Annotated in this window: 22 protein-coding genes and 1 pseudogene; 12 read left to right on the top strand and 11 right to left on the bottom strand. The window is 66.6% G+C overall.

From position 1 onward, the window contains the following. Positions 1-32: 32 nt before the first annotated feature. The gene (locus ABUE31_RS15685) at positions 33-290 is read left to right on the top strand and encodes a BQ00720 family protein (protein WP_367724596.1); all 258 of its coding nucleotides are present in this window, start codon (positions 33-35) and stop codon (positions 288-290) included. Between the two features lie 49 nt (positions 291-339). Here ABUE31_RS15685 and ptsN read toward each other — a convergent pair whose 3' ends face one another. From ptsN to lptC, 6 genes are all read right to left on the bottom strand, one after another. Continuing rightward, positions 340-804, bottom strand: a complete 465-nt coding sequence (gene ptsN / locus ABUE31_RS15680; protein ID WP_367724595.1) for a PTS IIA-like nitrogen regulatory protein PtsN — start codon at positions 802-804, stop codon at positions 340-342. 75 nt (positions 805-879) lie between these two features. Next, the gene (gene hpf, locus ABUE31_RS15675) at positions 880-1,455 is read right to left on the bottom strand and encodes a ribosome hibernation-promoting factor, HPF/YfiA family (RefSeq protein ID WP_367724594.1); all 576 of its coding nucleotides are present in this window, start codon (positions 1,453-1,455) and stop codon (positions 880-882) included. A 243-nt stretch (positions 1,456-1,698) separates the two neighbouring features. Continuing rightward, positions 1,699-3,219, bottom strand: coding sequence for an RNA polymerase factor sigma-54 (rpoN, locus tag ABUE31_RS15670; protein ID WP_367724593.1), 1,521 nt, complete (start codon positions 3,217-3,219; stop codon positions 1,699-1,701). Positions 3,220-3,355: 136 nt separating this feature from the next. Then, a complete protein-coding gene (lptB, locus tag ABUE31_RS15665) occupies positions 3,356-4,168 on the bottom strand; it encodes an LPS export ABC transporter ATP-binding protein (protein WP_367724592.1) in 813 nt (270 codons plus the stop codon). Next, entirely contained in the window at positions 4,168-4,719 is a 552-nt protein-coding gene (locus ABUE31_RS15660; protein ID WP_367724591.1) for an LptA/OstA family protein, read from the bottom strand. Before ABUE31_RS15660 ends, lptB begins: the two co-directional genes overlap by 1 nt. Beyond that, a complete protein-coding gene (gene lptC / locus ABUE31_RS15655; RefSeq protein ID WP_367724590.1) occupies positions 4,706-5,425 on the bottom strand; it encodes an LPS export ABC transporter periplasmic protein LptC in 720 nt (239 codons plus the stop codon). Before lptC ends, ABUE31_RS15660 begins: the two co-directional genes overlap by 14 nt. Before the next feature lie 322 nt (positions 5,426-5,747). Here lptC and sppA point away from each other — a divergent pair, with 322 nt between their 5' ends. The 10 genes from sppA (at position 5,748) to olsB (ending at position 15,363) form a co-directional block, all read left to right on the top strand. Then, complete coding sequence (sppA, locus tag ABUE31_RS15650) at positions 5,748-6,722, top strand: signal peptide peptidase SppA (protein ID WP_367724589.1); 975 nt, start codon at positions 5,748-5,750, stop codon at positions 6,720-6,722. A 70-nt stretch (positions 6,723-6,792) separates the two neighbouring features. Next, positions 6,793-7,077 carry an integration host factor subunit beta gene (locus tag ABUE31_RS15645; RefSeq protein ID WP_367724588.1) on the top strand — a complete coding sequence of 95 codons (285 nt, stop codon included), beginning with the start codon at positions 6,793-6,795 and terminating at the stop codon, positions 7,075-7,077. A 20-nt stretch (positions 7,078-7,097) separates the two neighbouring features. Then, entirely contained in the window at positions 7,098-7,430 is a 333-nt protein-coding gene (locus tag ABUE31_RS15640) for a lipopolysaccharide assembly protein LapA domain-containing protein (RefSeq protein WP_367724587.1), read from the top strand. Then, the gene (gene lhpI / locus ABUE31_RS15635; RefSeq protein WP_367724586.1) at positions 7,430-8,410 is read left to right on the top strand and encodes a bifunctional Delta(1)-pyrroline-2-carboxylate/Delta(1)-piperideine-2-carboxylate reductase; all 981 of its coding nucleotides are present in this window, start codon (positions 7,430-7,432) and stop codon (positions 8,408-8,410) included. The genes ABUE31_RS15640 and lhpI overlap by 1 nt, the downstream gene beginning before the upstream one ends. Positions 8,411-8,529: 119 nt before the next feature. Then, complete coding sequence (locus ABUE31_RS15630) at positions 8,530-9,570, top strand: RsmD family RNA methyltransferase (RefSeq protein WP_367724585.1); 1,041 nt, start codon at positions 8,530-8,532, stop codon at positions 9,568-9,570. Next, positions 9,567-10,427, top strand: a complete 861-nt coding sequence (locus ABUE31_RS15625; RefSeq protein WP_367724584.1) for a TrmH family RNA methyltransferase — start codon at positions 9,567-9,569, stop codon at positions 10,425-10,427. The genes ABUE31_RS15630 and ABUE31_RS15625 overlap by 4 nt, the downstream gene beginning before the upstream one ends. Beyond that, complete coding sequence (lspA, locus tag ABUE31_RS15620) at positions 10,424-10,912, top strand: signal peptidase II (RefSeq protein ID WP_367724583.1); 489 nt, start codon at positions 10,424-10,426, stop codon at positions 10,910-10,912. Before ABUE31_RS15625 ends, lspA begins: the two co-directional genes overlap by 4 nt. Positions 10,913-10,934: 22 nt before the next feature. Next, on the top strand, positions 10,935-11,924 hold the full coding sequence (acuI, locus tag ABUE31_RS15615) for an acrylyl-CoA reductase (NADPH) (protein WP_367724582.1): 990 nt from the start codon (positions 10,935-10,937) through the stop codon (positions 11,922-11,924). A gap of 106 nt (positions 11,925-12,030) precedes the next feature. Continuing rightward, on the top strand, positions 12,031-14,328 hold the full coding sequence (locus ABUE31_RS15610; protein ID WP_367724581.1) for a PAS domain-containing hybrid sensor histidine kinase/response regulator: 2,298 nt from the start codon (positions 12,031-12,033) through the stop codon (positions 14,326-14,328). A gap of 189 nt (positions 14,329-14,517) precedes the next feature. After that, on the top strand, positions 14,518-15,363 hold the full coding sequence (olsB, locus tag ABUE31_RS15605; RefSeq protein WP_367724640.1) for a l-ornithine N(alpha)-acyltransferase: 846 nt from the start codon (positions 14,518-14,520) through the stop codon (positions 15,361-15,363). 34 nt (positions 15,364-15,397) lie between these two features. On the opposite strand, the gene ABUE31_RS15600 is transcribed toward olsB, so the two are convergent. Both ABUE31_RS15600 and grpE read right to left on the bottom strand, forming a co-directional pair. Beyond that, the gene (locus ABUE31_RS15600) at positions 15,398-16,030 is read right to left on the bottom strand and encodes a trimeric intracellular cation channel family protein (RefSeq protein WP_367724580.1); all 633 of its coding nucleotides are present in this window, start codon (positions 16,028-16,030) and stop codon (positions 15,398-15,400) included. Between the two features lie 37 nt (positions 16,031-16,067). Next, the gene (grpE, locus tag ABUE31_RS15595) at positions 16,068-16,700 is read right to left on the bottom strand and encodes a nucleotide exchange factor GrpE (protein WP_367724579.1); all 633 of its coding nucleotides are present in this window, start codon (positions 16,698-16,700) and stop codon (positions 16,068-16,070) included. A gap of 234 nt (positions 16,701-16,934) precedes the next feature. Between grpE and ABUE31_RS15590 the strand changes: the two genes are divergently transcribed. Further along, on the top strand, positions 16,935-17,144 hold the full coding sequence (locus tag ABUE31_RS15590; protein ID WP_367724578.1) for a hypothetical protein: 210 nt from the start codon (positions 16,935-16,937) through the stop codon (positions 17,142-17,144). A 14-nt stretch (positions 17,145-17,158) separates the two neighbouring features. Here ABUE31_RS15590 and ABUE31_RS15585 read toward each other — a convergent pair whose 3' ends face one another. The 3 genes and pseudogenes from ABUE31_RS15585 to ABUE31_RS15575 form a co-directional block, all read right to left on the bottom strand. After that, positions 17,159-17,716 (bottom strand): DUF934 domain-containing protein, encoded by a 558-nt coding sequence (locus ABUE31_RS15585; protein ID WP_367724577.1) that lies wholly within the window; start codon positions 17,714-17,716, stop codon positions 17,159-17,161. Further along, on the bottom strand, positions 17,713-18,465 hold the full coding sequence (locus tag ABUE31_RS15580; RefSeq protein ID WP_367724576.1) for a phosphoadenylyl-sulfate reductase: 753 nt from the start codon (positions 18,463-18,465) through the stop codon (positions 17,713-17,715). Before ABUE31_RS15580 ends, ABUE31_RS15585 begins: the two co-directional genes overlap by 4 nt. Next, positions 18,440-20,110, bottom strand: a pseudogene (locus ABUE31_RS15575) (nitrite/sulfite reductase). The gene ABUE31_RS15580 and the pseudogene ABUE31_RS15575 overlap by 26 nt, the downstream one beginning before the upstream one ends. Between the last annotated feature and the right edge of the window lie 26 nt (positions 20,111-20,136).

Genomic DNA, 20,136 nt, shown 5'->3' with positions numbered 1-20,136 from the left:
CCGAAGGGACGCCCCGTGCTCAGGAGGCTGACATGACCAGGAACGACGAAACCCACACCTTCACCGAAGCGGACCTCGCCCATCTGGGCGAAGGCACCGTCGCCTATCTGCGCGAGATGGGCGGCGAGGAACTGAATGGCAAGTTCCCCGGATTGCCGCGCATCGCGCCAGACGCAAAGCTCTGGGCGCTGTTCGCGGCCAACGGGCAGCCGATCCTCCTGTCCGATGAGCGCGACCGCGCGATCGCCAGCGCGTTCGAGAACGACCTCACCCCGGTGAGCATCCACTGAAACGAAAAAAGGGCGGCATGGCCGCCCTTTTTGTTTGGACCGGTTCGAATCAGGCTGCCTTCGAGCCCTGGGTGTCCGACAGCAGCGCGTGGATGGCCGTGGCATCGTGCGTGCCGCGCACCTTGGCGACCGTCTCGCCGTCGCGCAGCACGCGGGCGATCCGCGACAGTGCCTTCAGGTGGTCGGCGCCGGCGCCTTCAGGGGCAAGGAGCAGGAACACGAGGTCGACTGGCTCGTCGTCCAGCGCCTCGAAATCGACCGGCGTATCGAGCCGGGCGAAGACGCCGGTGATGCGCTTCACGCCGGAAAGCTTGCCGTGCGGTATCGCGATGCCGTTGCCCACGCCGGTCGAGCCCAGCCGTTCCCGCTGCAGGACAGTATCGAAGATTTCACGCTCGGGAATGCCGGTTATCGACGCGGCCCGTTCAGCGAGAATCTGAAGCAGCTGCTTCTTCGAATTCGCCTTGAGCGTCGGCATGATCGCCGGCACGTCGATGAGATCGCTGAGATCCATTTCCAATAAATCCTTGTGCTTCGCCCGGCGCCGCCGCCATTTTTCGCTGGAGCGGATCGGGCGATGCTGTTTGCCTCAGGCTGTCATGGCTGCGGATGGGTCGATCCAGCCGATGTTGCCGTCGGAACGGCGGTAGACGATGTTGATCTGGTCGTTGCCGGCGTTGCGGAAGACGAAGACCGGGCTGTCCTTGATGTCGAGTTCGACGATGGCGCGCGCGACCGACATCGTGGTCAGCGAGACCGTCGATTCGGCGACGATGGCCGGAGCGAAGTCCTCCGGCACCTCTTCGATCTCCTCGGCTGCAGGCGCCATGACGCGGTAGGCGACGTCGACGTTGCCGCCGGCAGGTGCTCCCTCATAGGATCGCAGCTTGCGCTTGTAGCGCCTCAGGCGCGTTTCGATGCGGTCGGACGCGGCCTCGAACGCCGCCTGCGGATCGTAGGCCTGGCCGCCCGCCTGCAGGCTCATGCCCGTATCGAGAAAGATGACGCAATCGGCGGAGAATCGCGGCCCCGACTTCTCGACCGTCACGTGACCCGAAAAACCGCCGTCGAAATATTTGGCGATGGTCTCGTCGATCCGCCCCTGTATCCGGGTACGAAACGCTTCGCCGATCTCCATGTGCTTTCCCGATATCCGCAGGCTCATCTTCTTATTGACCTTCCCTGTTCAGACACTGGATATCCGTGAGTGTATACCCGTGGCCGTCAGGCACAAGCTTGGCAGCGGCCTCAGGGCCGAATTCCGGTTTGAACTTTTCGGTTGATCACAAGCCGTCTCCCGACGGTGCTGGGCAGGCGGGCCTGCAGCCCGTTCCTTGCGGGCGGGCTTCTAGTCACTTCGCCGGGAATTGTCAATCAAGCGCCAGAAAGGCGCCCGCAAGGCGGTATTTCAGCGGCCGGCGGATACCCTTGCGCGCTTCTCCCGCCGGCGTTGCACCGACGAGGGAATGTTCATGCTTTCCCGGTACTTGGCGACCGTTCTCCGGGCAATATCGACACCGCTTTTCCTCAGCATATCCACAATCACGTCGTCTGAAAGCACGTCGGCCGGCTTCTCGCCGTCGATCATCTCGCGGATGCGGTCGCGCACCGCCTCGGACGAATGCGCTTCGCCGCCGCCCGCCGCGGCGATCGAGGCGGTGAAGAAGTAGCGCAGCTCGAAGACCCCACGCGGCGTCAGCATGTACTTGTTGGCAGTGACGCGGCTGACGGTGGATTCGTGCATGCCGATCGCGTCGGCCACGGTGCGCAAGTTCAGCGGCCTCAGATGCCGCACCCCGTGGGCGAGAAAGGCGTCCTGCTGGCGGACGATCTCGCTTGCGACCTTCAGGATCGTTTTTGCCCGCTGGTCGAGGCTGCGGGTGAGCCAGTTCGCGTTCTGCAGGCATTCGGACAGGAAGTCTCGCTCGGTCTGGTCCTTTGCGTGGCTCGTCACCTGCGCGAAATAAATGTGATCGACGAGGACCCGTGGCAGCGTTTCGGGATTGAGCTCCACCGTCCAGCTGCCGTCGCCGGCCGCCCGCACTTCGACGTCGGCCACGATCGCGTCGGCATTGCCGCCGACGAAACGCGTGCCCGGCCTCGGGTCGAGCGCGCGGATTTCCGCCAGCATGTCGAGCAGGTCCTCTTCCTCGACGCCGCAGATGCGCCTCAGCGACGCAAAATCGCGGCGAGCCAAGAGGTCGAGGTTTTCAAGAAGCGCCTGCATCGCGGGATCCAGCCGGTCGCGCTGGGCCAGTTGCAGCGACAGGCATTGCGCGAGGTCGCGGGCGAACAGGCCGGCGGGCTCGAAGGTCTGGCAGACCGCCAGAACGTCGGCGACGTCCTCGCCTGACGCGCCGAGCCGGGCCGCGATCTCGTCGAGGTCGGCCCGCATGTAGCCGTCGTCGTCGAGGTTTTCGGCGAGTTCCCTGGCGATCAGCCGCCGGGCGGGATCGGCAAGCGCGAATGAGATCTGCTCTCCGACATGGTCGCGCAGGCTGATCGCTCCTGCCGCCATGTCGTCCATGTCGAAGCCTTCGGCCGGCATCGCGCCGGCACCCGCCGACTTCCATTGCGCGGTCAGGTCCGGGCCGAGCCGCTCGGATCGGCCGGGATCGTCGGGGAAGACATTCTCCAGCGAGCTGTCCAGCTTGTCGGACATCGCCTCCGCGGTCCAGGCGCCCTCGGCCTCGATCCAGTCTCCCGCCGATGCGGCCTCGGCGAGGTCCTGCTGCTTCTGCACCTGGTCGGTCGCCGCATCGTCGCGCGGCTCGGCGCGGTCGAGCAAGGGGTTGCGCTCGATCTCTTCGTCGACGAAACGCTCCAGTTCGGCATGGGTGAACTGAAGCAGCTTGATCGACTGCATCAGCTGCGGCGTCATCACAAGCGATTGCGACTGCCTCAACTGGAGTTTGGCGGTCAGGCCCATGCCGACTCGATTGCCCCGCTACGCGCCCGTGGCGCAATACACGGCCACGGTTCCTGGCGGCAATAAAAAGTGGCCCGGCTTTTGCTTGTCAAGCGTTTAACGGAGAAGTGTTCGCCTGCCGTTGCGGCAGCGGGCGTCAGAGCGTGAAGCTCTCCCCGAGATAGAGCCGGCGCACATCCGGGTTGGCGACGATCTCGTCCGCCTGGCCGTGCGTAAGCACTTCGCCGGCGTGAATGATGTAGGCGCGGTCGATCAGGCCGAGCGTCTCGCGCACATTGTGGTCGGTGATCAGGACGCCGATTCCACGCTGGGTGAGGTGCCGGACGAGCTGCTGTATGTCGGCGACCGCGATCGGGTCGATGCCGGCGAAGGGCTCGTCGAGCAGCATGTAGTTCGGCCGGCTGGCGAGCGCGCGCGCGATCTCCAGCCGTCGCCGCTCGCCGCCCGACAGCGCCAGCGAGGGGGATTTGCGCAGATGCGAGATGTGGAATTCGTCGAGCAGAGCGTCGAGGTCGCGGTCGCGCTGCTTGCGGCTCTTTTCGACCACTTCGAGCACGGCGCGGATGTTCTGCTCGACAGTCAGTCCGCGGAAGATCGAGGATTCCTGGGGCAGGTAGCCGATGCCTAGACGCGCGCGACGGTACATCGGCATCGCGGTGACGTCATAACCGTCGATCTCGATCGTACCCTGGTCGACCGGCACCAGTCCCGTCACCATGTAGAAGCAGGTTGTCTTGCCGGCGCCGTTGGGGCCGAGCAGGCCGACGGCCTCGCCGGCCCTGACGCCCAGCGACACGCCGTTGACCACGCGCCGGCTCTTGTAGCTCTTGGCCAGGCCCTTGGCGATCAGCGTGCCCTTGAATGCGGCGATCTCGCTGCGCTTGACCGCGGGCGCGGCCAACTGGCCCCGCCCGAAGAGGCGCGACAATAGCGAAGGCTTTTGCGCCATTACTGCCGTGACGACGGATCGAGCTTCATCTGGACGCGGCCGCTTCCGCTGCCCTTCGAGCAACCGTCAACCTGGGCGCGGCCCGACTTCATCTGCACCGTCAGCTTGCAGCCGCGAAGGACGTTGTTACCCTCCGACAGGACGACCTCGCCGCCCGACAGCACGAGGACTTCCGTCTTCATGTCGAACACGCCCCTGTCGCCGGTCGCGATCTGGTTGGCCGACCTGACATAGACCTTGCCGTCGACTTCGAGGCGGTCGATGTTGGACGATCCGGTCGCGGCCGAGCCGCCGTCCTTGGCGTAGAAGACCGTCATCACGCCGGACTTCAGGATCGTCGGTCCCTGCGTGACGCTGACATTGCCGGTGAAGATCGCCTTGTTCTCGGCTTCGCGCACCTCAAGCTTGTCGCTTTCGATCTCGATCGGCTCGCTGCCGTTGAGGCGCAGGCCCGTCAGCCGGCTCTCGACCGCGCTCTGGGCCAGGGCATGGGCGCTGACGAGGCTCAGGGCGACCGCGGACAAAGCTGCAACGGACCTAATTCGACGCATTCGCTTCACTCCTCGCCGCCTGCGCTGCCTTCAACTGGACCGGATCGATGTACACCTTTACGCGGGTTTCGAAAATGACCCGCTTGCCGTTTTCGAGGACGCTCATGCCGTCCGCCCGGATGCGTGAACCATGCGCCTGGATCTCGACCGGCGTGGAGCTCTTCAGGCTGCCGCCGTTGATGTCCAGGTAGGCCGATTTCAGCTTTGCCACCAGGCCGTCCGTGGTGGTGACGAGGATGTCGGTCTGCACGTCCAGAGTGTTGGCAGTCCGGTCATAGACGCCGCTGGTCGCTTCTACCCGCGCCCAGTTGGCCTCCTCGACCGGCATCTTGGCGTCGATCCCGTCGAGGTTGATGATGTCCTGGGCGTCGAAATCCTGCGTCGCCCGTGTAGCGGTCACCGAATAGGCGCGTCCGTCCTTGGTGAAGCCCTCCAGCTTCGGGCTGTCCATCACCAGCTTGCCTTCGGCGATGTCCGACTGCTCGGTGTCGATGGCGATCGAGGCCGGCTTCTTTGCAATGCCGTAGGCGATGAAGCCGCCCGAGATGAGCAGTGCCAGCGCGGGCAGGAGAACCTTGAGGCGGCGAACGCGCCGGGAGTGGCGCTCGGCGCGGCTGAAGGCAGCCGCGCGCGAACCGGCCGCGTCGGCGCCCGTCGCGATGGCAAATCCCGCCTGAATATCGGATCGTCCGACTGGTCGCGCCAACGCGCTCGCCTTCCGTTCGCCAAGCCATGGAGTGCCCGGGCGGTTCGCCGGACAACCCCAAACAATCTGAATGTGCCCGACCGCTCTCGCCCCATGGGCCGGACCCTTGTCGTCGTGGCGATCCCGCGCGGCCGCTCCGCCTCATCACGAAATCTTACACAGACGCGAATTGCACCCCAATATGGTTATTTTGGGAAGTTTGACCAGACCAAACCGCATCGGCACGACCCATAAGCCGCACCGCCGCATCGGACAAACCGGGTAGCGAGCGGCCCGGTCATGCTCTAAAACGCTCCGGTTTCCGCCGGAACAGGAGAACGCCATGGCCCCGCGCGCCGACGACCTGATCGACCGCCGACGCCTCAGGCGAAAGCTCACCTTCTGGCGCATAGCCGCCTTCGCGGTCGCGGCGCTTGCGCTGGTCGGCGCGTCCACCTGGATGGTCGGCGGCGATTTCGCCGGCGCCCGGGCCGCGCATATCGCCAAGGTGCGCATAGAAGGAACGATCACCGAAGACGAGGAACTGCTTGAGCGGCTGGAGGCGGTGCGCAAGTCGTCCGCTGTAGAGGGGGTGATCCTGTCGATCGATTCGCCGGGCGGAACCACCGCAGGCGGCGAGGCCATCTTCGATGCCGTCCGCAAGCTGGCCGCCGACAAGCCGGTGGTCGCGCAGGTGGGCACGCTGGCGGCGTCGGCTGGCTACATGATCGCCAGTGCCAGCGACCATATCGTCGCGCGCCAGTCCTCCATCGTCGGGTCTATCGGCGTGCTGGTCCAGTTTCCCGACGTGACGGGGCTCATGGAGAAGCTCGGGATCAAGCTCGAGGAGGTCAAGTCCTCTCCGCTCAAGGCGGAACCTTCGCCGTTCAACCCGACCACCGAGGAGGAACGCGCGATGATCCGCTCGATGATCCTCGACAGCTACGACTGGTTTGTCGGCCTGGTCGACGAACGCCGTCCGATGACCCGAAGCGAGGTCGCGGCCGTCGCCGACGGTTCGGTCTTCACCGGCCGCCAGGCCCTGCAGAAGAAACTCGTTGACGAACTCGGCGGCGAGGATCAGGCGAAGGCATGGCTGGTGACGAAAGGGGTGGACGCCGACCTCGAGATCGTCGAATGGAAAGCCAAGGGAAGCGGCTGGCTGCCCTCGTCCCAGGCCCTGGCGGCGGCGCTCGTCCGTATCGTCGGGCTGCCGGACGGCGGAGCGACGCTCATCAGGGAACTTGGCGGAGAGCGCATGTTCCTTGACGGTCTGCTGTCGGTCTGGCAACCTGACAAAGCCGTGTGGGGCGACTGAAAAATACAATAAAATCATTTGCATAATCCAGCGATAGCTCGACAGTCTACAAATTGACGGGGACCGGCTCATGATAAAATCCGAACTCGTGCAGATCATCGCCTCGCGCAATCCGCATCTGTTCCTGAGGGATGTCGAGAACATCGTCAGCGCCATCTTCGAAGAGATCACCGACGCTCTGGCCGACGGTAACAGGGTCGAGTTGCGCGGCTTCGGCGCGTTCTCCGTGAAGAATCGTCCGGCACGAACGGGCCGCAACCCGCGCACCGGGGAATCGGTCGATGTCGAGGAAAAGTGGGTGCCGTTCTTCAAGACCGGCAAGGAACTCCGGGAAAGGCTGAACGGCGACAAGTAACGCCGACAACGGACCTTCGCATGCTCAACCGATTCGTGCTGATCGCGGTGTTTGTGCCGCTTGCCATCATCCTGGTGGCGCTCGCCGTCGCGAACCGCGGCGTCGTTTCGTTCACCGTCGATCCGTTCAATCCGGGCAATCCGGCGCTGACCTGGCAGATGCCGCTGTTCGTTCTGCTGTTCGCGGCGGTCGTCGCCGGCATGGTCGTCGGCAGCCTGACGACGTGGTGGAAGCAGGGCCGTTATCGCCGGCTGGCCCGGCTGCGCGGGCAGGAGGCCGAAACGCTGAAGCAGGCAGCGGCGCGCGCACCTGCGCATCCTCAACTCCCACGCCCCGAACAGCCGCAAAACTGATGCTGAACATTTCCGCCGATGACGTCGACCGCGCCCTGAACTTTCCCGGTCTGGTGGAGACGCTGCGTGCTGCATTCCGCTCCGGCGCGATCCAGCCCGTCCGGCACCACCATTCGATCGAACGCCTGGCGGGCGCCGCCTCCACGCTGCTGCTGATGCCGGCATGGACGGACTTCGGCGCCGCCGCTGCCGGCGCCGAAGGCTATATCGGCGTGAAGATCGTCACGGTTTCGCCCGACAACAACGCGCTCGGCAAGCCGGCTGTCATGGGCATCTACCTGCTGCTCGACGGCGTTACCGGCGAGCCGAAGGCGCTCATCGACGGGCCGCGACTGACCCTGTGGCGCACGGCCGCGGCGTCCGCCCTTGCCGCCGGCTATCTGGCGCGCGAGGATGCCTCCAGGCTGCTCGTGGTCGGGGCCGGCGCGCTTTCACCGTTCCTCGCCCGTGCGCATTCCGCGGTTCGCCCGATCCGCGAGATCCGGGTGTGGAACCGCACGCCCGCGAATGCCGCAGCGGTCGCGTCCCAGCTGTCGGCCGGAGGCCTCAACGCCTCGGTCGCCCAAGACCTGGATGACGCGCTGGGCTGGGCCGACATCGTCTCCGCCGCGACCATCACGACGACGCCGCTGATCAAGGGCGCGCTGCTCAAGACGGGCACGCATGTCGACCTCGTCGGCGCGTTCACGCCCGCGATGCGCGAAAGCGACGACGATGCGATCGCCAGGTCGCGCGTCTATGTCGATACGCAGGCCGGCGCCACCAAGGAGGCCGGCGACATCGTCCAGCCGCTTGCAAGCGGTCTGTTGCGGTCGGACCAGATCGTCGCCGACCTGCATGAACTCGCTCGCGGCGAGAAGGCTGGCCGTGCCGGTGCCGAGGAGATCACGCTGTTCAAGTCGGTTGGAGCGGCGCTCGAGGACCTGGCGGCCGGCGTGGCGGTCTTCAAGGCTATCGCCGCGGACGGGACCGCGGCCTGAACTGATCCGCGCGGCCTTGTGGCGGAACGCGGCCGGTTGCCGCGCCGACGCCCGATCCGGCTTTGTTGCGCGCGGCGATGCGCTATGCCAAAAGCGGGCGCCATCGTCCGGAGAGCCCGTTGAAGCCGACGCGCGATAATCGCCACGACCGACGTCCAGAACCGGGCCGCTCGCAACCGCGTCCGCCGCAGCAGCGGCATGGGAACCGGGTCGCCGCCGAGGCCCCGGCACAGCGCGAGGCGCCGCCACGCCGCGCCGGCGCATTACCCGGCGAGAGGCTGCCGGTGATCCTCGAAGTAGCGCCCAACGCCGACTATGCGTTGCTCGACAGCGGCGACGGCCAGAAGCTCGAGCAGTACGGCCCCTACAGGATCGTGCGTCCCGAGGGACAGGCGATCTGGCGGCGCGCCCTGCCGGAAGGCGAATGGAGCCGGGTCGACGCGATCTTCACCGGCGATACCGACGAAGAGGGCATGGGCCGCTGGCGGTTCCCGAAGACGCCGCTCGGCGAAACCTGGCCGATGAAGCATGACGGCATCCACTATCTCGGGCGCTTCACCTCCTTCCGCCATGTCGGCGTGTTTCCCGAGCAGGCCTCGCACTGGGACCACATGGCGGGCCTCATCGAGAGAGCGCGGCGGCCGGTGAAGGTGCTCAACCTTTTCGGCTATACCGGGCTCGCCTCGCTGGTGGCGGCGCGCGCCGGGGCCGAGGTCACGCATGTCGACGCGTCGAAGAAGGCGATCGGCTGGGCGCGCGAGAACCAGGAGATCGCCGGCCTCCTGCAGAAGCCGATCCGCTGGATCTGCGAGGACGCGATGAAGTTCGCGGAGCGCGAGGTTCGCCGCGGCAGCCACTACGACATCGTGCTGTTCGACCCGCCGGCCTACGGGCGCGGTCCCAAGGGAGAGGTATGGCAGCTCTTCGAGGACCTGCCGGCGCTGACGGACCTGTGCCGCCGGGTCCTGACGCCCAAACCCCTTGCGGTTGTCCTGACGGCCTATTCCATCCGGGCGTCGTTCTTCGCCATCCACGCGCTGATGCGCGACAGTTTCGCCGGCATGGGCGGGACGGTCGAGTCGGGCGAGTTGATCATCCGCGAGAAGTCGGCCGGGCGCGCGCTCTCGACATCGCTTTTCTCGCGCTGGGTCGCAGCATGACCGGGCACCGCACCGCAGGCGCGCCGGGCAGGGTCAAGGAGGTCACCAGCCTCGCCAACCCGCTGGTGAAGGAAATCAAGGCGCTGTCGCTGAAGAAATTCCGCGACGAGCAGCAGGCCTTCATGGCCGAGGGACTGAAGCTGGTGATCGACGCCCTCGACCTCGGCTGGTCGATCAGGACGCTGATCTTCGCCAAGTCCGCACTCGGCAATCCGGCGGTGGAGAAGGCGGCGGCGAGGACCGTGGCCGCCGGCGGAACCGTGCTCGAGGTGACGGAGAAGGTGCTCACCGCGGTCACGCGCCGCGACAACCCGCAGGCGGTTGTCGGCGTTTTCGAACAGAGGCTGGTGCCGCTGAAAGACATCCGCCCGGCGCCGGGCGACGTCTGGGTCGCGCTCGACCGCGTGCGCGATCCGGGCAATCTCGGCACGGTGATCCGCACCGTCGATGCGGTCGGCGCGAAGGGCGTCATCCTGGTCGGCGAAACCACCGATCCGTTCTCGCTGGAAACGGTGCGCGCCACGATGGGCTCTATCTTCGCCGTGCCGGTGGCGAAAGCGTCGCAGGATGCGTTCATGGCGTGGCGCAAGGGCTTTTCCGGCCTGGTCGCGGGCACCCATCTCAAGGGCGCGGTCGACTACCGTTCGGTGGATTTCAGCGGCCGGCCGGTGCTGCTTCTCATGGGCAACGAGCAGCAGGGACTGCCGGACGCTCTGGCGGAAATCTGCGACCGGCTGCTGCGCATTCCGCAGGCCGGCCGCGCCGATTCGCTCAACCTGGCGGTCGCCACCGGCGTCATGCTTTTCGAGATACGGCGATCCGGGCTCACGCTCGATGACGGAGACGCGCGCGCGTGAAACAGCTTCCCCTCTATGCCGCGCTCGTCGCGGTGGCCGTGGCGCTCGACCAGTGGATCAAGTACCTGGTCGAAACGCGGCTGCAGATGCACGAGATGGTCGAGGTCATTCCGTTCCTGGCGCTCTACCGCACCTACAACACCGGTGTCGCCTTCTCGATGCTTTCGTCCTTCGGCGACACGCCGCTGATCGTCGTCTCGCTCGCCGTGATCGCCTTCGTGCTCTATCTCGCCAGTCGTTCGACCGGCAGCCAATGGCTTTCGCGCGTCGGCTTCGCGCTGGTGATCGGCGGGGCGATCGGCAATCTTATCGATCGCAGCGTCTACGGCCACGTGATCGACTATATCCTGTTCCACACGCCGGTCTGGTCGTTCGCGATCTTCAACCTGGCCGACGTTTTCATCACGGTGGGCGCGGCCATGGTGGTGCTTGACGAGTTCATCGGCTGGCGCCGGCAGCGCGCCGACGCAGGCACGGCCAACTGATCCGCACAGCCGGGAGGAAGCGATGTCCGAAAGCTTCAAGGCGATCCTGATCACCCGCGACGACGAAAACAGGCAATCGGTGGCCACCACCGAGTTGACCGAGGCCGATCTCATGGACGGGGACGTGACCGTCGCCGTCGAGGCGACCACCGTCAACTACAAGGACGGGCTGGCGATCACCGGCAAGGCGCCGGTGGTCAGGCGGTTCCCGATGGTTCCGGGCGTCGACTTCGCGGGGACCGTCGTCGCCTCCGACCATGCCGACTGGAAGGCCGGCGACCGGGTGATCCTGAACGGATGGGGGACCGGCGAGACGCATTTCGGCGCCTATGCCGGCAGGGCGCGGGTGAAGGGGGAGTGGCTGGTGCCTCTGCCGACCGGCCTGACACCGCGCGAGGCGATGGCGATCGGCACGGCGGGATACACGGCGATGCTCTGCGCGATGGCTCTGGAGCGCTACGGGGTCACCCCCGCCGCAGGCCCGGCTATCGTCACCGGGGCAGCCGGCGGCGTTGGCTCGATTGCCGTCTCCATCCTCTCCGGCCTGGGATTCCACGTCGTTGCGTCGACCGGAAGGATGTCGGAAGTAGGCTATCTCAAGGACCTTGGTGCCGCGGAGGTCATGGCGCGCGAGGAACTGAGCGGCGCGGTGCGGCCGCTCGGCAAGGAGCGCTGGGCATGCGGCGTCGACAGCGTCGGCAGCCACACGCTGGCCAACGTGCTGTCGATGACGTCCTATGGCGGCGCAATCGCCGCCTGCGGCCTCGCCGGCGGTATGGATCTGCCCGCCACCGTCGCGCCCTTCATCCTGCGAGGGGTCGCCCTGCTCGGCGTCGATTCGGTGATGGCTCCCAAGCCGCTGCGCGTCGAAGCGTGGCGGCGTCTTGCCGCCGACCTCGATCGCGACAAGCTCGCCGCGCTCACCACAAGCATCGGTTTCGACGGCATCATCGACGCTGCGCGCGGCATCGTCGAAGGCAAGATCAGGGGCAGGGTCGTCGTCGAGATGTAGCGCCCTGGCCGATCGGAAACCCTGATTTTTCAGGCGCTTGCGCAGGTCGTTAAAATACGAGTGAGCACTCGAAAGCTTCCCTAATCTGTCTCTGCCATGGTGCGGCATGGCTTCGCAATCCGCGCAGGAAGACAGATTGGCCGGCACGAACTCTCCCGCGGGCGCGCCGGCGCGAAGGCTCGTCGCCGCGCCTCCGCTCGCGCCGGATCTGCCGCGGCGCACCTGGCGGCCGCTTTCCCTGCTCACGGTCACGGCCGTCATCGCGCTCGCCGGCGTCGCCCGCCTGACAGGCGCTCCGGATTTCCTGGTCATTGCGCTCGCGGCGGTCGGTTTCGCGTGCCTGGCCATCCTGGTGCGCTCGATGCGCACCGAGAGCCGGGCGCGCTCGATCATCGCTGAGAACTCGGCGCGGAGTCGCGCGGAAGTCGAGACGCTCGCCGACCGCATGTGGGAGATGCAGGAAAGCGAGGAGCGTTTCCGGGGCCTCATCGATGCGCTCGGCGATCTCGTCATCCATCGCGATCGCGAGGGACGCATCGTCTACGCCAACAAGGTCTTCGCCGAACTGGTCGGCATAGATCACCGCGACCTTGCGGGGCAGACCCTGGCGCAGCTCGGCGTCGATGTCGGCATCGTACCCGATGCGGCATTCGCCGAAGGCGAGTGCCTGAGTTCGACCGATGTTGCGATCCGCTCCCCCACCGGGCCGCGCTGGTTTTCCTGGATCGAGCTGTCGGTGCAGGACAAGGCGACGGGCCAGGTCTCGCACCGGGCGATCGCGCGGGACATCACCTCGCGCAAGCGGGCCGAGACCGCGCTGATCAACGCCCGCGAGCGCGCGGAGTTCGCCAGCCTGGCGAAGTCGCGCTTCCTGGCGACCGTCAGCCACGAGATACGGACGCCGATGAACGGCATCATGGGCATGGCCAAGCTGCTCGCCGACACCGAGTTGTCGCCGGAACAGCGTACCTATGTCGGTGCGGTCTCGACATCGGCCTCCGCCCTGCTGGCCCTGATAGAGGACCTGCTCGACTACACCAAGATCGAGGCGGGCCGCTTCGACGTCGAGCCGCAGCCCATGTCGCCACGCGAGATCGCCGACAACGTCGTCGAGCTGCTGGCGGCCAAGGCCTTCGCCAAGGACATCGGCCTCGGCTGCCACGTCGCGCCCGACGTACCGCAGATGATCACGTCAGATCCCGGTCGCGTGCGCCAGGTGCTGCTCAACCTGCTTGGCAACGCCATCAAGTTCACCGACGCCGGCGGCGTTCTCCTGACCGTGACAAAGGCCGGCGAGGGCGGGGACGGCATGATCCGCTTCTGCGTCGCCGACACCGGGCCGGGTCTGCGACCGGAGGACACGAACCGCATCTTCGAGGAGTTCGAGCAGGCCGATGGAAGCTCGACCAGGGCGCACGGCGGCGCTGGCCTCGGCCTGGCCATCTCCAAGCGACTGGTCGGTTCGATGGGCGGCACGATCTCGGTTTCCAGCCAGCCAGGCAAGGGTTCCGAATTCGCCTTCGAGATCCCGGCGGCAGAGGCTGTCGCGGCTCCGCAGATGCGCGGCGAGGTGCTCGCCGGGCGCAAGGTCGTCGTGCTTTCCAGGAACGCCGTCGAGGCCGAAGCCATCGCCATGACGGTGCGCGCGCATGGCGGCGCGGTCGAGATCGCCGCTACAGTCGCGCAGGCTGCCGCGCTCGGCGACGGGTGCACCGCGCTTCTGGTCGACGCGGCGGCCGAGAAGTCGGACGGGCGGGTGCTCAAGCGCCTGCGCCAGGGCGGCTTCACGTCGGCCGATGCGGTCACCATGATCGCGCCGACCGACCGGGGAATGCTGGGCGAGTTCCGCGCCAGCGGCTATTCGACGTTCCTGGCCCGGCCGGTGCGCGGCGAAACGCTGCTGCGGATACTGGTCGCGGGCATCGCGTCGCCGCAGGAGCCGGCAAGGCCGGCCGTCGGCATGGGCGCGCCGGTTGCGGCCCCACTCGCCCGGAGCAATCGATTGCCGGGACTGGCCATCCTCGTCGCCGAGGACAACGACATCAACGCCATGCTGGCGCGGGCGACGCTGCTCAAGGCCGGCCACCGCGTCGATATCGTCGGCAACGGCAAGGCGGCCGTCGAGGCGGTCACCGGCGGCGGCCGCAAGCGGCGCTACGACGTCGTGCTGATGGACCTGCACATGCCGGTCATGGATGGCCTCGACGCCATCGCGGCCATCCGCCGGTACGAGGAGGAAGTCGGCGTCCCGCCGGTACCGATCATGGTGCTGTCGGCCGACAGCCAGGAAAAGACGCGGCACGCGGTCCTCGCGCACGGCGCCAGCGGGTTCGTCACCAAGCCGCTCGACCCCGAAGCGCTGGTGCGCAGCGTCGAAGAGCGCGCGGCAACCGCAGCAGCATGATCCGCGGGCGCTGCTGAGCCGGCTGCCTTTCCGAGCGGCCGGCTGTCGCCCGGCAAACTATTGCCGGGTCTTGCCGATCACGGTAGTGTCACAGTCCTGTTGCATATCGTGCGTATCCCGCGCCAAGTGGAATGGCTCGAAGGAGAATCGCCCGTGCGAGCATTGCCGGATCGTGACGCTCATGCGACCCTGCCGACAGCCGTCCTAGCCGGGAGCTTCCCGGAAAATACCGCGGCCGAGCCGCTCGGGCGCATCGGCGTCCTGGAAGTTCGCCTCGCCCGCAACGCCTCTGAAATTGCTGCGGCACAGGAAGTCCGCTACCGCGTCTTCTATGACGAACTCGGAGCGAGACCGAACGGGCCGCAGGCGGCGGCAGGGCGTGACACCGACCGCTTCGACGAGGTCTGCGATCATCTCCTGGTTTTCGACACCTCGCTTCCCGGACCCGATCACAGGCGCATCGTCGGCACCTACCGGCTGCTGCGCCAGGAAGTCGCCGCGGAGGCCGGCGGGTTCTATTCCGAGGACGAGTTCGAGCTGAGGAATCTCGTCGCGCGCCATCCCGGGCAGCGCTTCCTGGAACTCGGCCGGTCATGCGTGCTGCCGCAATACCGATCCAAGCGCACCATCGAGTTGCTGTGGCAGGGCATCTGGGCCTACATCAACCTGCACCGTATCGGCGTCATGACCGGCTGCGCGTCCTTCCACGGTACGGTGCCCGCCGTGCACGCCGAGGCGCTCTCCTACCTGGCGCACAACTGCCGGGCCAGCCGCGAATGGGACGTCCGCGCCGTTGCCGGCCGGTATTGCCCGATCGACCTGATGCCGGCCGAAGCGATCACCATGAAGTCCGCGCTCGCCGCCCTGCCGCCCCTCATCAAGGGCTACCTGCGCGTCGGGGCCAAGATCGGCGACGGCTGCGTGATCGACCATCAGTTCGGAACCGTCGACGTCTTCATCGTCATGCCGGTCAAGCAGATCGCCGCCCGCTATGTCAGCTACTACGGAGGGGAGGCGGAGCGCTTCGCCGCGTGAGTGCCAAGGCACCCGTGCTAAGCGGCAGGCACGATCAGGGAATGTCGTCGGGATGCCGTCCGGGCCGGCCCCGGTAGGTCGGGACGCGCCAGCCGAACTTCAGCGCGCCGCCCCGCACCAGAAACGCGGCGGCGAAGGCGATGGCGGCTGAAACGCCCACTGGAAGCATCGCCATGTCGGCGACGGTGTAGACCGCGGCACCCGTCATGGCGGCGGTTACGTAGATTTCCGGCCTCAGCAGGACCGAAGGCTCACCCGTCAGCAGGTCGCGCAGGATGCCGCCGAACGTGGCCGTGAGCAGGCCCGTGACGATCGCCACGACCGGCGATCCCGTGATGGCGAGGCCCTTGGCCGCGCCCATGACGGAAAAGGCCGCAAGGCCGACCGCGTCGAGCCAGAGCAGCAGCCGGTAGCGCGACTCGACCAAATGCGAGGTGAAGTAGGCAAGCACGGCAACCGCCGCGCAGATCGTCACGTAGGTTCGGTTGCCGACCCAGAAGACGGGAATGTTGAGGATCACATCCCGGAACGTCCCGCCGCCGATGCCGGTGACGCAGGCCAGGAACAGGAAGCCGATGATGTCGAGTTGCTTCCTCGAAGCCGCAAGCGCGCCGGTCGCCGCGAAGACGGCGACGCCGGCATAGTCGAGCAACTGGATGAGGTCCATCCGTCAGCAATAGACGAATGGCACGGCCGCAGGAAGGTCAGGCGTCGGTTTCGGCCTGGCCGTCCACCGGCCCAGGCTCGGGGACCGCGTCGGACACCGGCTTGGGCCCGCCCTTGGCGACGCCGACCATGGCCGGGCGCAGCACCCGGTCGCCGATCGAGTAGCCCGGCTGCACGACCTGCACGACGGTGCTGGCCGGCACGTCCGGGTTGGGGACCTCGAACATCGCCTGGTGGAAGTTGGGGTCGAACTTCTCGCCTTCCGGCTGCAGCTTCTTGACGCCGTGCCGCTCGAGCGCCGCGAGCATCGCCCGTTCGGTGATGTCGACGCCTTCGATCAGAGCCTTGAAACCGGCGTCGCCGGCCGCCATCGCCTCGGCCGGAATGGCATCGAGTGCCCGGCGCAGGTTGTCGGAAACCGAGAGCATGTCGCGTGCGAAATTGGCGATCGCGTAGGAGCGCGCGTCATGCACGTCGCGCGCCGTGCGGCGGCGCAGGTTTTCCATCTCCGCCGCGGCGCGCAGCGCGCGGTCCTTGAGCTCTTCGTTTTCCTTGAGCAGACGCACGACGGCTTCGTAGTCGGCGTCGGCCGCGCCTTCCGCCTTGTTATCGGCGGCGTCGGCGGACTGGTTCTCGTCGGGCGCGTGTTCGTCGTTTGCGTGGTCGCTCATCGATCGTCCGTCAGTGCTGGAATTTTGGGGCGGATATCGATGTTCGGGGAGCAAAAATCAAGGGTCAAAGGCAAACGAAGCGGCCAGCCGCAGGCCGGCGCGCTCCGCGGTCGGCATCTATGGCATTTAATTCAAAGTTTACCGTGTTCGCGGTGTCGCCTTGTCGAGACTGGCGCGGGAGGGAACAATTTGGGTGGAAGCAGGGTTTCGGTTTCAACGAATGGTGGAAACACGATGTCCCGAGAGAAAGCAGACAGCAACGAAATCCTCCGTCAGGAGATCAGGAAGCAGCTGGGATCGGCGCCGACGAGGCGCTTTGCCCGGACGCTGCCGCTTTTCCGAATCGAGCATCACATGCCGGAACGGTTTCTGACGCTGATGGCCGAACTCGACAGGGCGGAAGCGGAGGCCGGCCCGACGTCCGCCGCCAGCAAAGGAGGCTGATCGCCACCTATCCGCTAGCGGGTGCGCCGCCAGGAATAGGCTCCGGGCTTCTCTGCCTGTGACGTGGTCGGCTGGTAGTAGAGGCCGAGACCGCCCGCATTGCCGCTCTCCAGGCGCCGGATGAGCACCGGATGCGAAACCTCGAATTCGTCGAAGCCGAGCCGCAGCATGTGCGGCAGCTGGTCCACGAGGACTTGCCCCGTGGCGCGGATCGGCCCTGCGAAACCGTGGCGCGACCGCAGCAGCTCCGCCTTGGAGAAGGAGCGGCCGTCATTGAAAGCCGGAAAGGCCAGCGCGACGAGCGACAGGTCGTCGAGAATGCCCGCAATCGCATCCAGCTTGTCGCCGGGCTGTAGCAGGACGCCCAGCCGCTCGCGCGCCGACTTCCTGGCGTCCGGGTTGAGCGCGAGCACTGCGGCGAGCGGCAGGATGAAGCGCCCATTGCCGGAAAGCGCGTCGCCGCTTTCGGCGTGCGTCCACTCGTCGTCCCGGAAGCCGCCCGGCGTCCACAGGCGCGGCGCCGGCTGCGCGTCGGCGGCAGTCTTGGGTTCGAGCACAGTGGCTGAGATCATAGCGAGGAATCCGTCAATGAGGCGTCGAGCCCGGTGAGGTGGATGCCGCATTCGACCTTGGCCTGCCCGGCCCAGCGTCCGCTGCGCGCATCGTCGCCGGGCTGCACCGGCTGCGTGCAGGGGAAGCAGCCGATCGACAGGTAGCCGTAGGCGACGAGCGGGTTTTCGCGCAGGCGATGCGAGCGCATGTAGTCGGCCTGGTCGGACGTGGTCCAGCGCGCCAGCGGGTTGATGCGGATGCGCGAACCAACGGACTCGAAGACCGGCAGCGTGGCGCGCGTCGCAGCCTGGAAGCGCTTGCGGCCGGTGAACCAGGCGTCGAACGGAGCGACGCCACGTGCCAGCGGTTCGACCTTGCGGACGGCGCAGCACGCGTCGGTGTCCGACTGGTGAAGCCGTCCGTCGGGATCGACCCGCTCGAGCGCGCCTTCGTCCGGTTTCAGAACCTTGACGTCGGTCAGGCCGAAGTCGGCCGCAAGCGCGTCGCGGTAGGAAAGGGTTTCTTCGAAATGCTTGCCGGTGTCGAGGAAAAGAACCGGCAGGCCGCGGTCGACGCGGGCAATGATGTCCAGCAGGACGGCCGAATCCGCGCCGAACGAGGACACGGCGGCGATCCGACCGGCAAACTCCTCGCGGATCGCCAGTTCGACGATCTTCTCGGCCGGCAGGTGGCCGTACAGCGCTTCGAGGCTCGCGGCGTGGCCGAGCGCCTCGGCCTCGCCGTCACGCGGCCTTGGCTTCGCCAGCATAGAGCGCCTCCTTGAACGGCGCGGGACCGATCCTGCGATAGGCGTCGAGGAACTTTTCGCCGGCGTCGAGGCGGATCGCCAGATAGGTGTCGACGATCGTCTCGATCGCATCGGTGATCTCGTCCGGCCCGAAGCCGCGGCCGATGATCTCGCCAACGGAGGTATTCTCGTCGCCCGACCCGCCAAGCGTGACCTGGTAGAGTTCCGCGCCCTTCTTCTCGACGCCGAGTATGCCGATATGGCCGACGTGGTGGTGTCCGCAGGCGTTGATGCAGCCCGAGATCTTGAGTTTCAGCTCGCCGATATCGCGCTGCCGTTCGAGCGACGCAAAACGCTTCGAGATGTTCTGCGCCACGATGATCGAGCGGGCGTTGGCCAGCGCGCATTAGTCGAGGCCCGGGCAGGCGATGATGTCGGAAATCAGGTTCGAATTGGCGGTGGCGAGCCCGATATCGACCAGCGCGTCGTGAACCGCCTTGAGGTCGGCGCGCGCGACATGCGGCAGGATCAGGTTCTGCTCGTGGCTGACCCGGATCTCGTCGAAAGCGTAGCGCTCAGCAAGATCGGCCACCGCGTCCATCTGGCTGTCGCTGGCGTCTCCCGGCACCTCGCCGATCCCCTTCAGGGAAATGGTCACGGCGGCATAGTCGGGATGCCGGTGCGTCGTGACGTTCTGGTCGAGCCACGCGCCGAAGCTTCGGGAATCGAGCCTGGCGGCCCGCAAGGCGTCGTCGCCTTCGGGCCGGTCGGCCAGCGGCGGCGGCTCGAAATAGGCTTCGATCGCCCGGATGTCGGCTTCCGGCAGCTTCAGTCCGCCGTTCCTGAGTTCATCCCATTCGGCCTCGACCTGGCGCGCGAACTCCTCCGGTCCGGTCTCGTGGACGAGGATCTTGATGCGCGCCTTGTATTTGTTGTCGCGCCGCCCGTAGAGATTGTACACGCGCATGATCGCCGTCGTGTAGGACAGCAGGTCTTCCTCCGGCAGGAAGTCCCGGATCTTCTTCGCCACCATAGGCGTGCGGCCCTGGCCGCCGCCGACATAGACGGCAAAGCCCAGCATGCCGCCGGCGTCCTTCTTCAGGTGCAGGCCGATGTCGTGCGTCTGGATGGCTGCGCGGTCGCGGCTGGCGCCGGTGACTGCGATCTTGAACTTGCGCGGCAGGTAGGAGAACTCGGGATGCACCGACGACCACTGGCGCAGGATCTCGGCATAGGGCCTGGGGTCGGCGACCTCGTCCGCCGCCGCGCCGGCAAAATGGTCGGCGGTCACGTTGCGGATGCAGTTGCCGCTGGTCTGGATGGCGTGCATCTCGACCGAGGCGAGGTCGGCGAGGATATCAGGCATGTCGGAGAGCGCCGGCCAGTTGAACTGCAGGTTCTGGCGCGTCGTGAAGTGGCCGTAGCCCTTGTCGTAGGTGCGCGCGATATGCGCCAGCATGCGCATCTGCTTCGAGTTCAGCGTGCCGTAGGGGATGGCGATCCGCAGCATGTAGGCGTGCAGTTGCAGGTAGACGCCGTTCATCAGCCTGAGCGGCTTGAACTGGTCTTCGGTGATCTCGCCTGCAAGGCGCCGGGCGACCTGATCGCTGAATTCGGCGACGCGGGCGCGTACGAAATCGTGGTCGAACTCGTCGTAGCGGTACATCTTCGTCTTCCCTGGCGCGTCCGCCG

It is taken from the genome of Mesorhizobium marinum (assembly GCF_040813675.1).
In the GTDB taxonomy this organism is placed as follows: domain Bacteria; phylum Pseudomonadota; class Alphaproteobacteria; order Rhizobiales; family Rhizobiaceae; genus Mesorhizobium_K; species Mesorhizobium_K marinum.
Note: the sequence above shows the minus strand (reverse complement) of the source record. Positions and strands in the feature narration are given on the sequence as shown.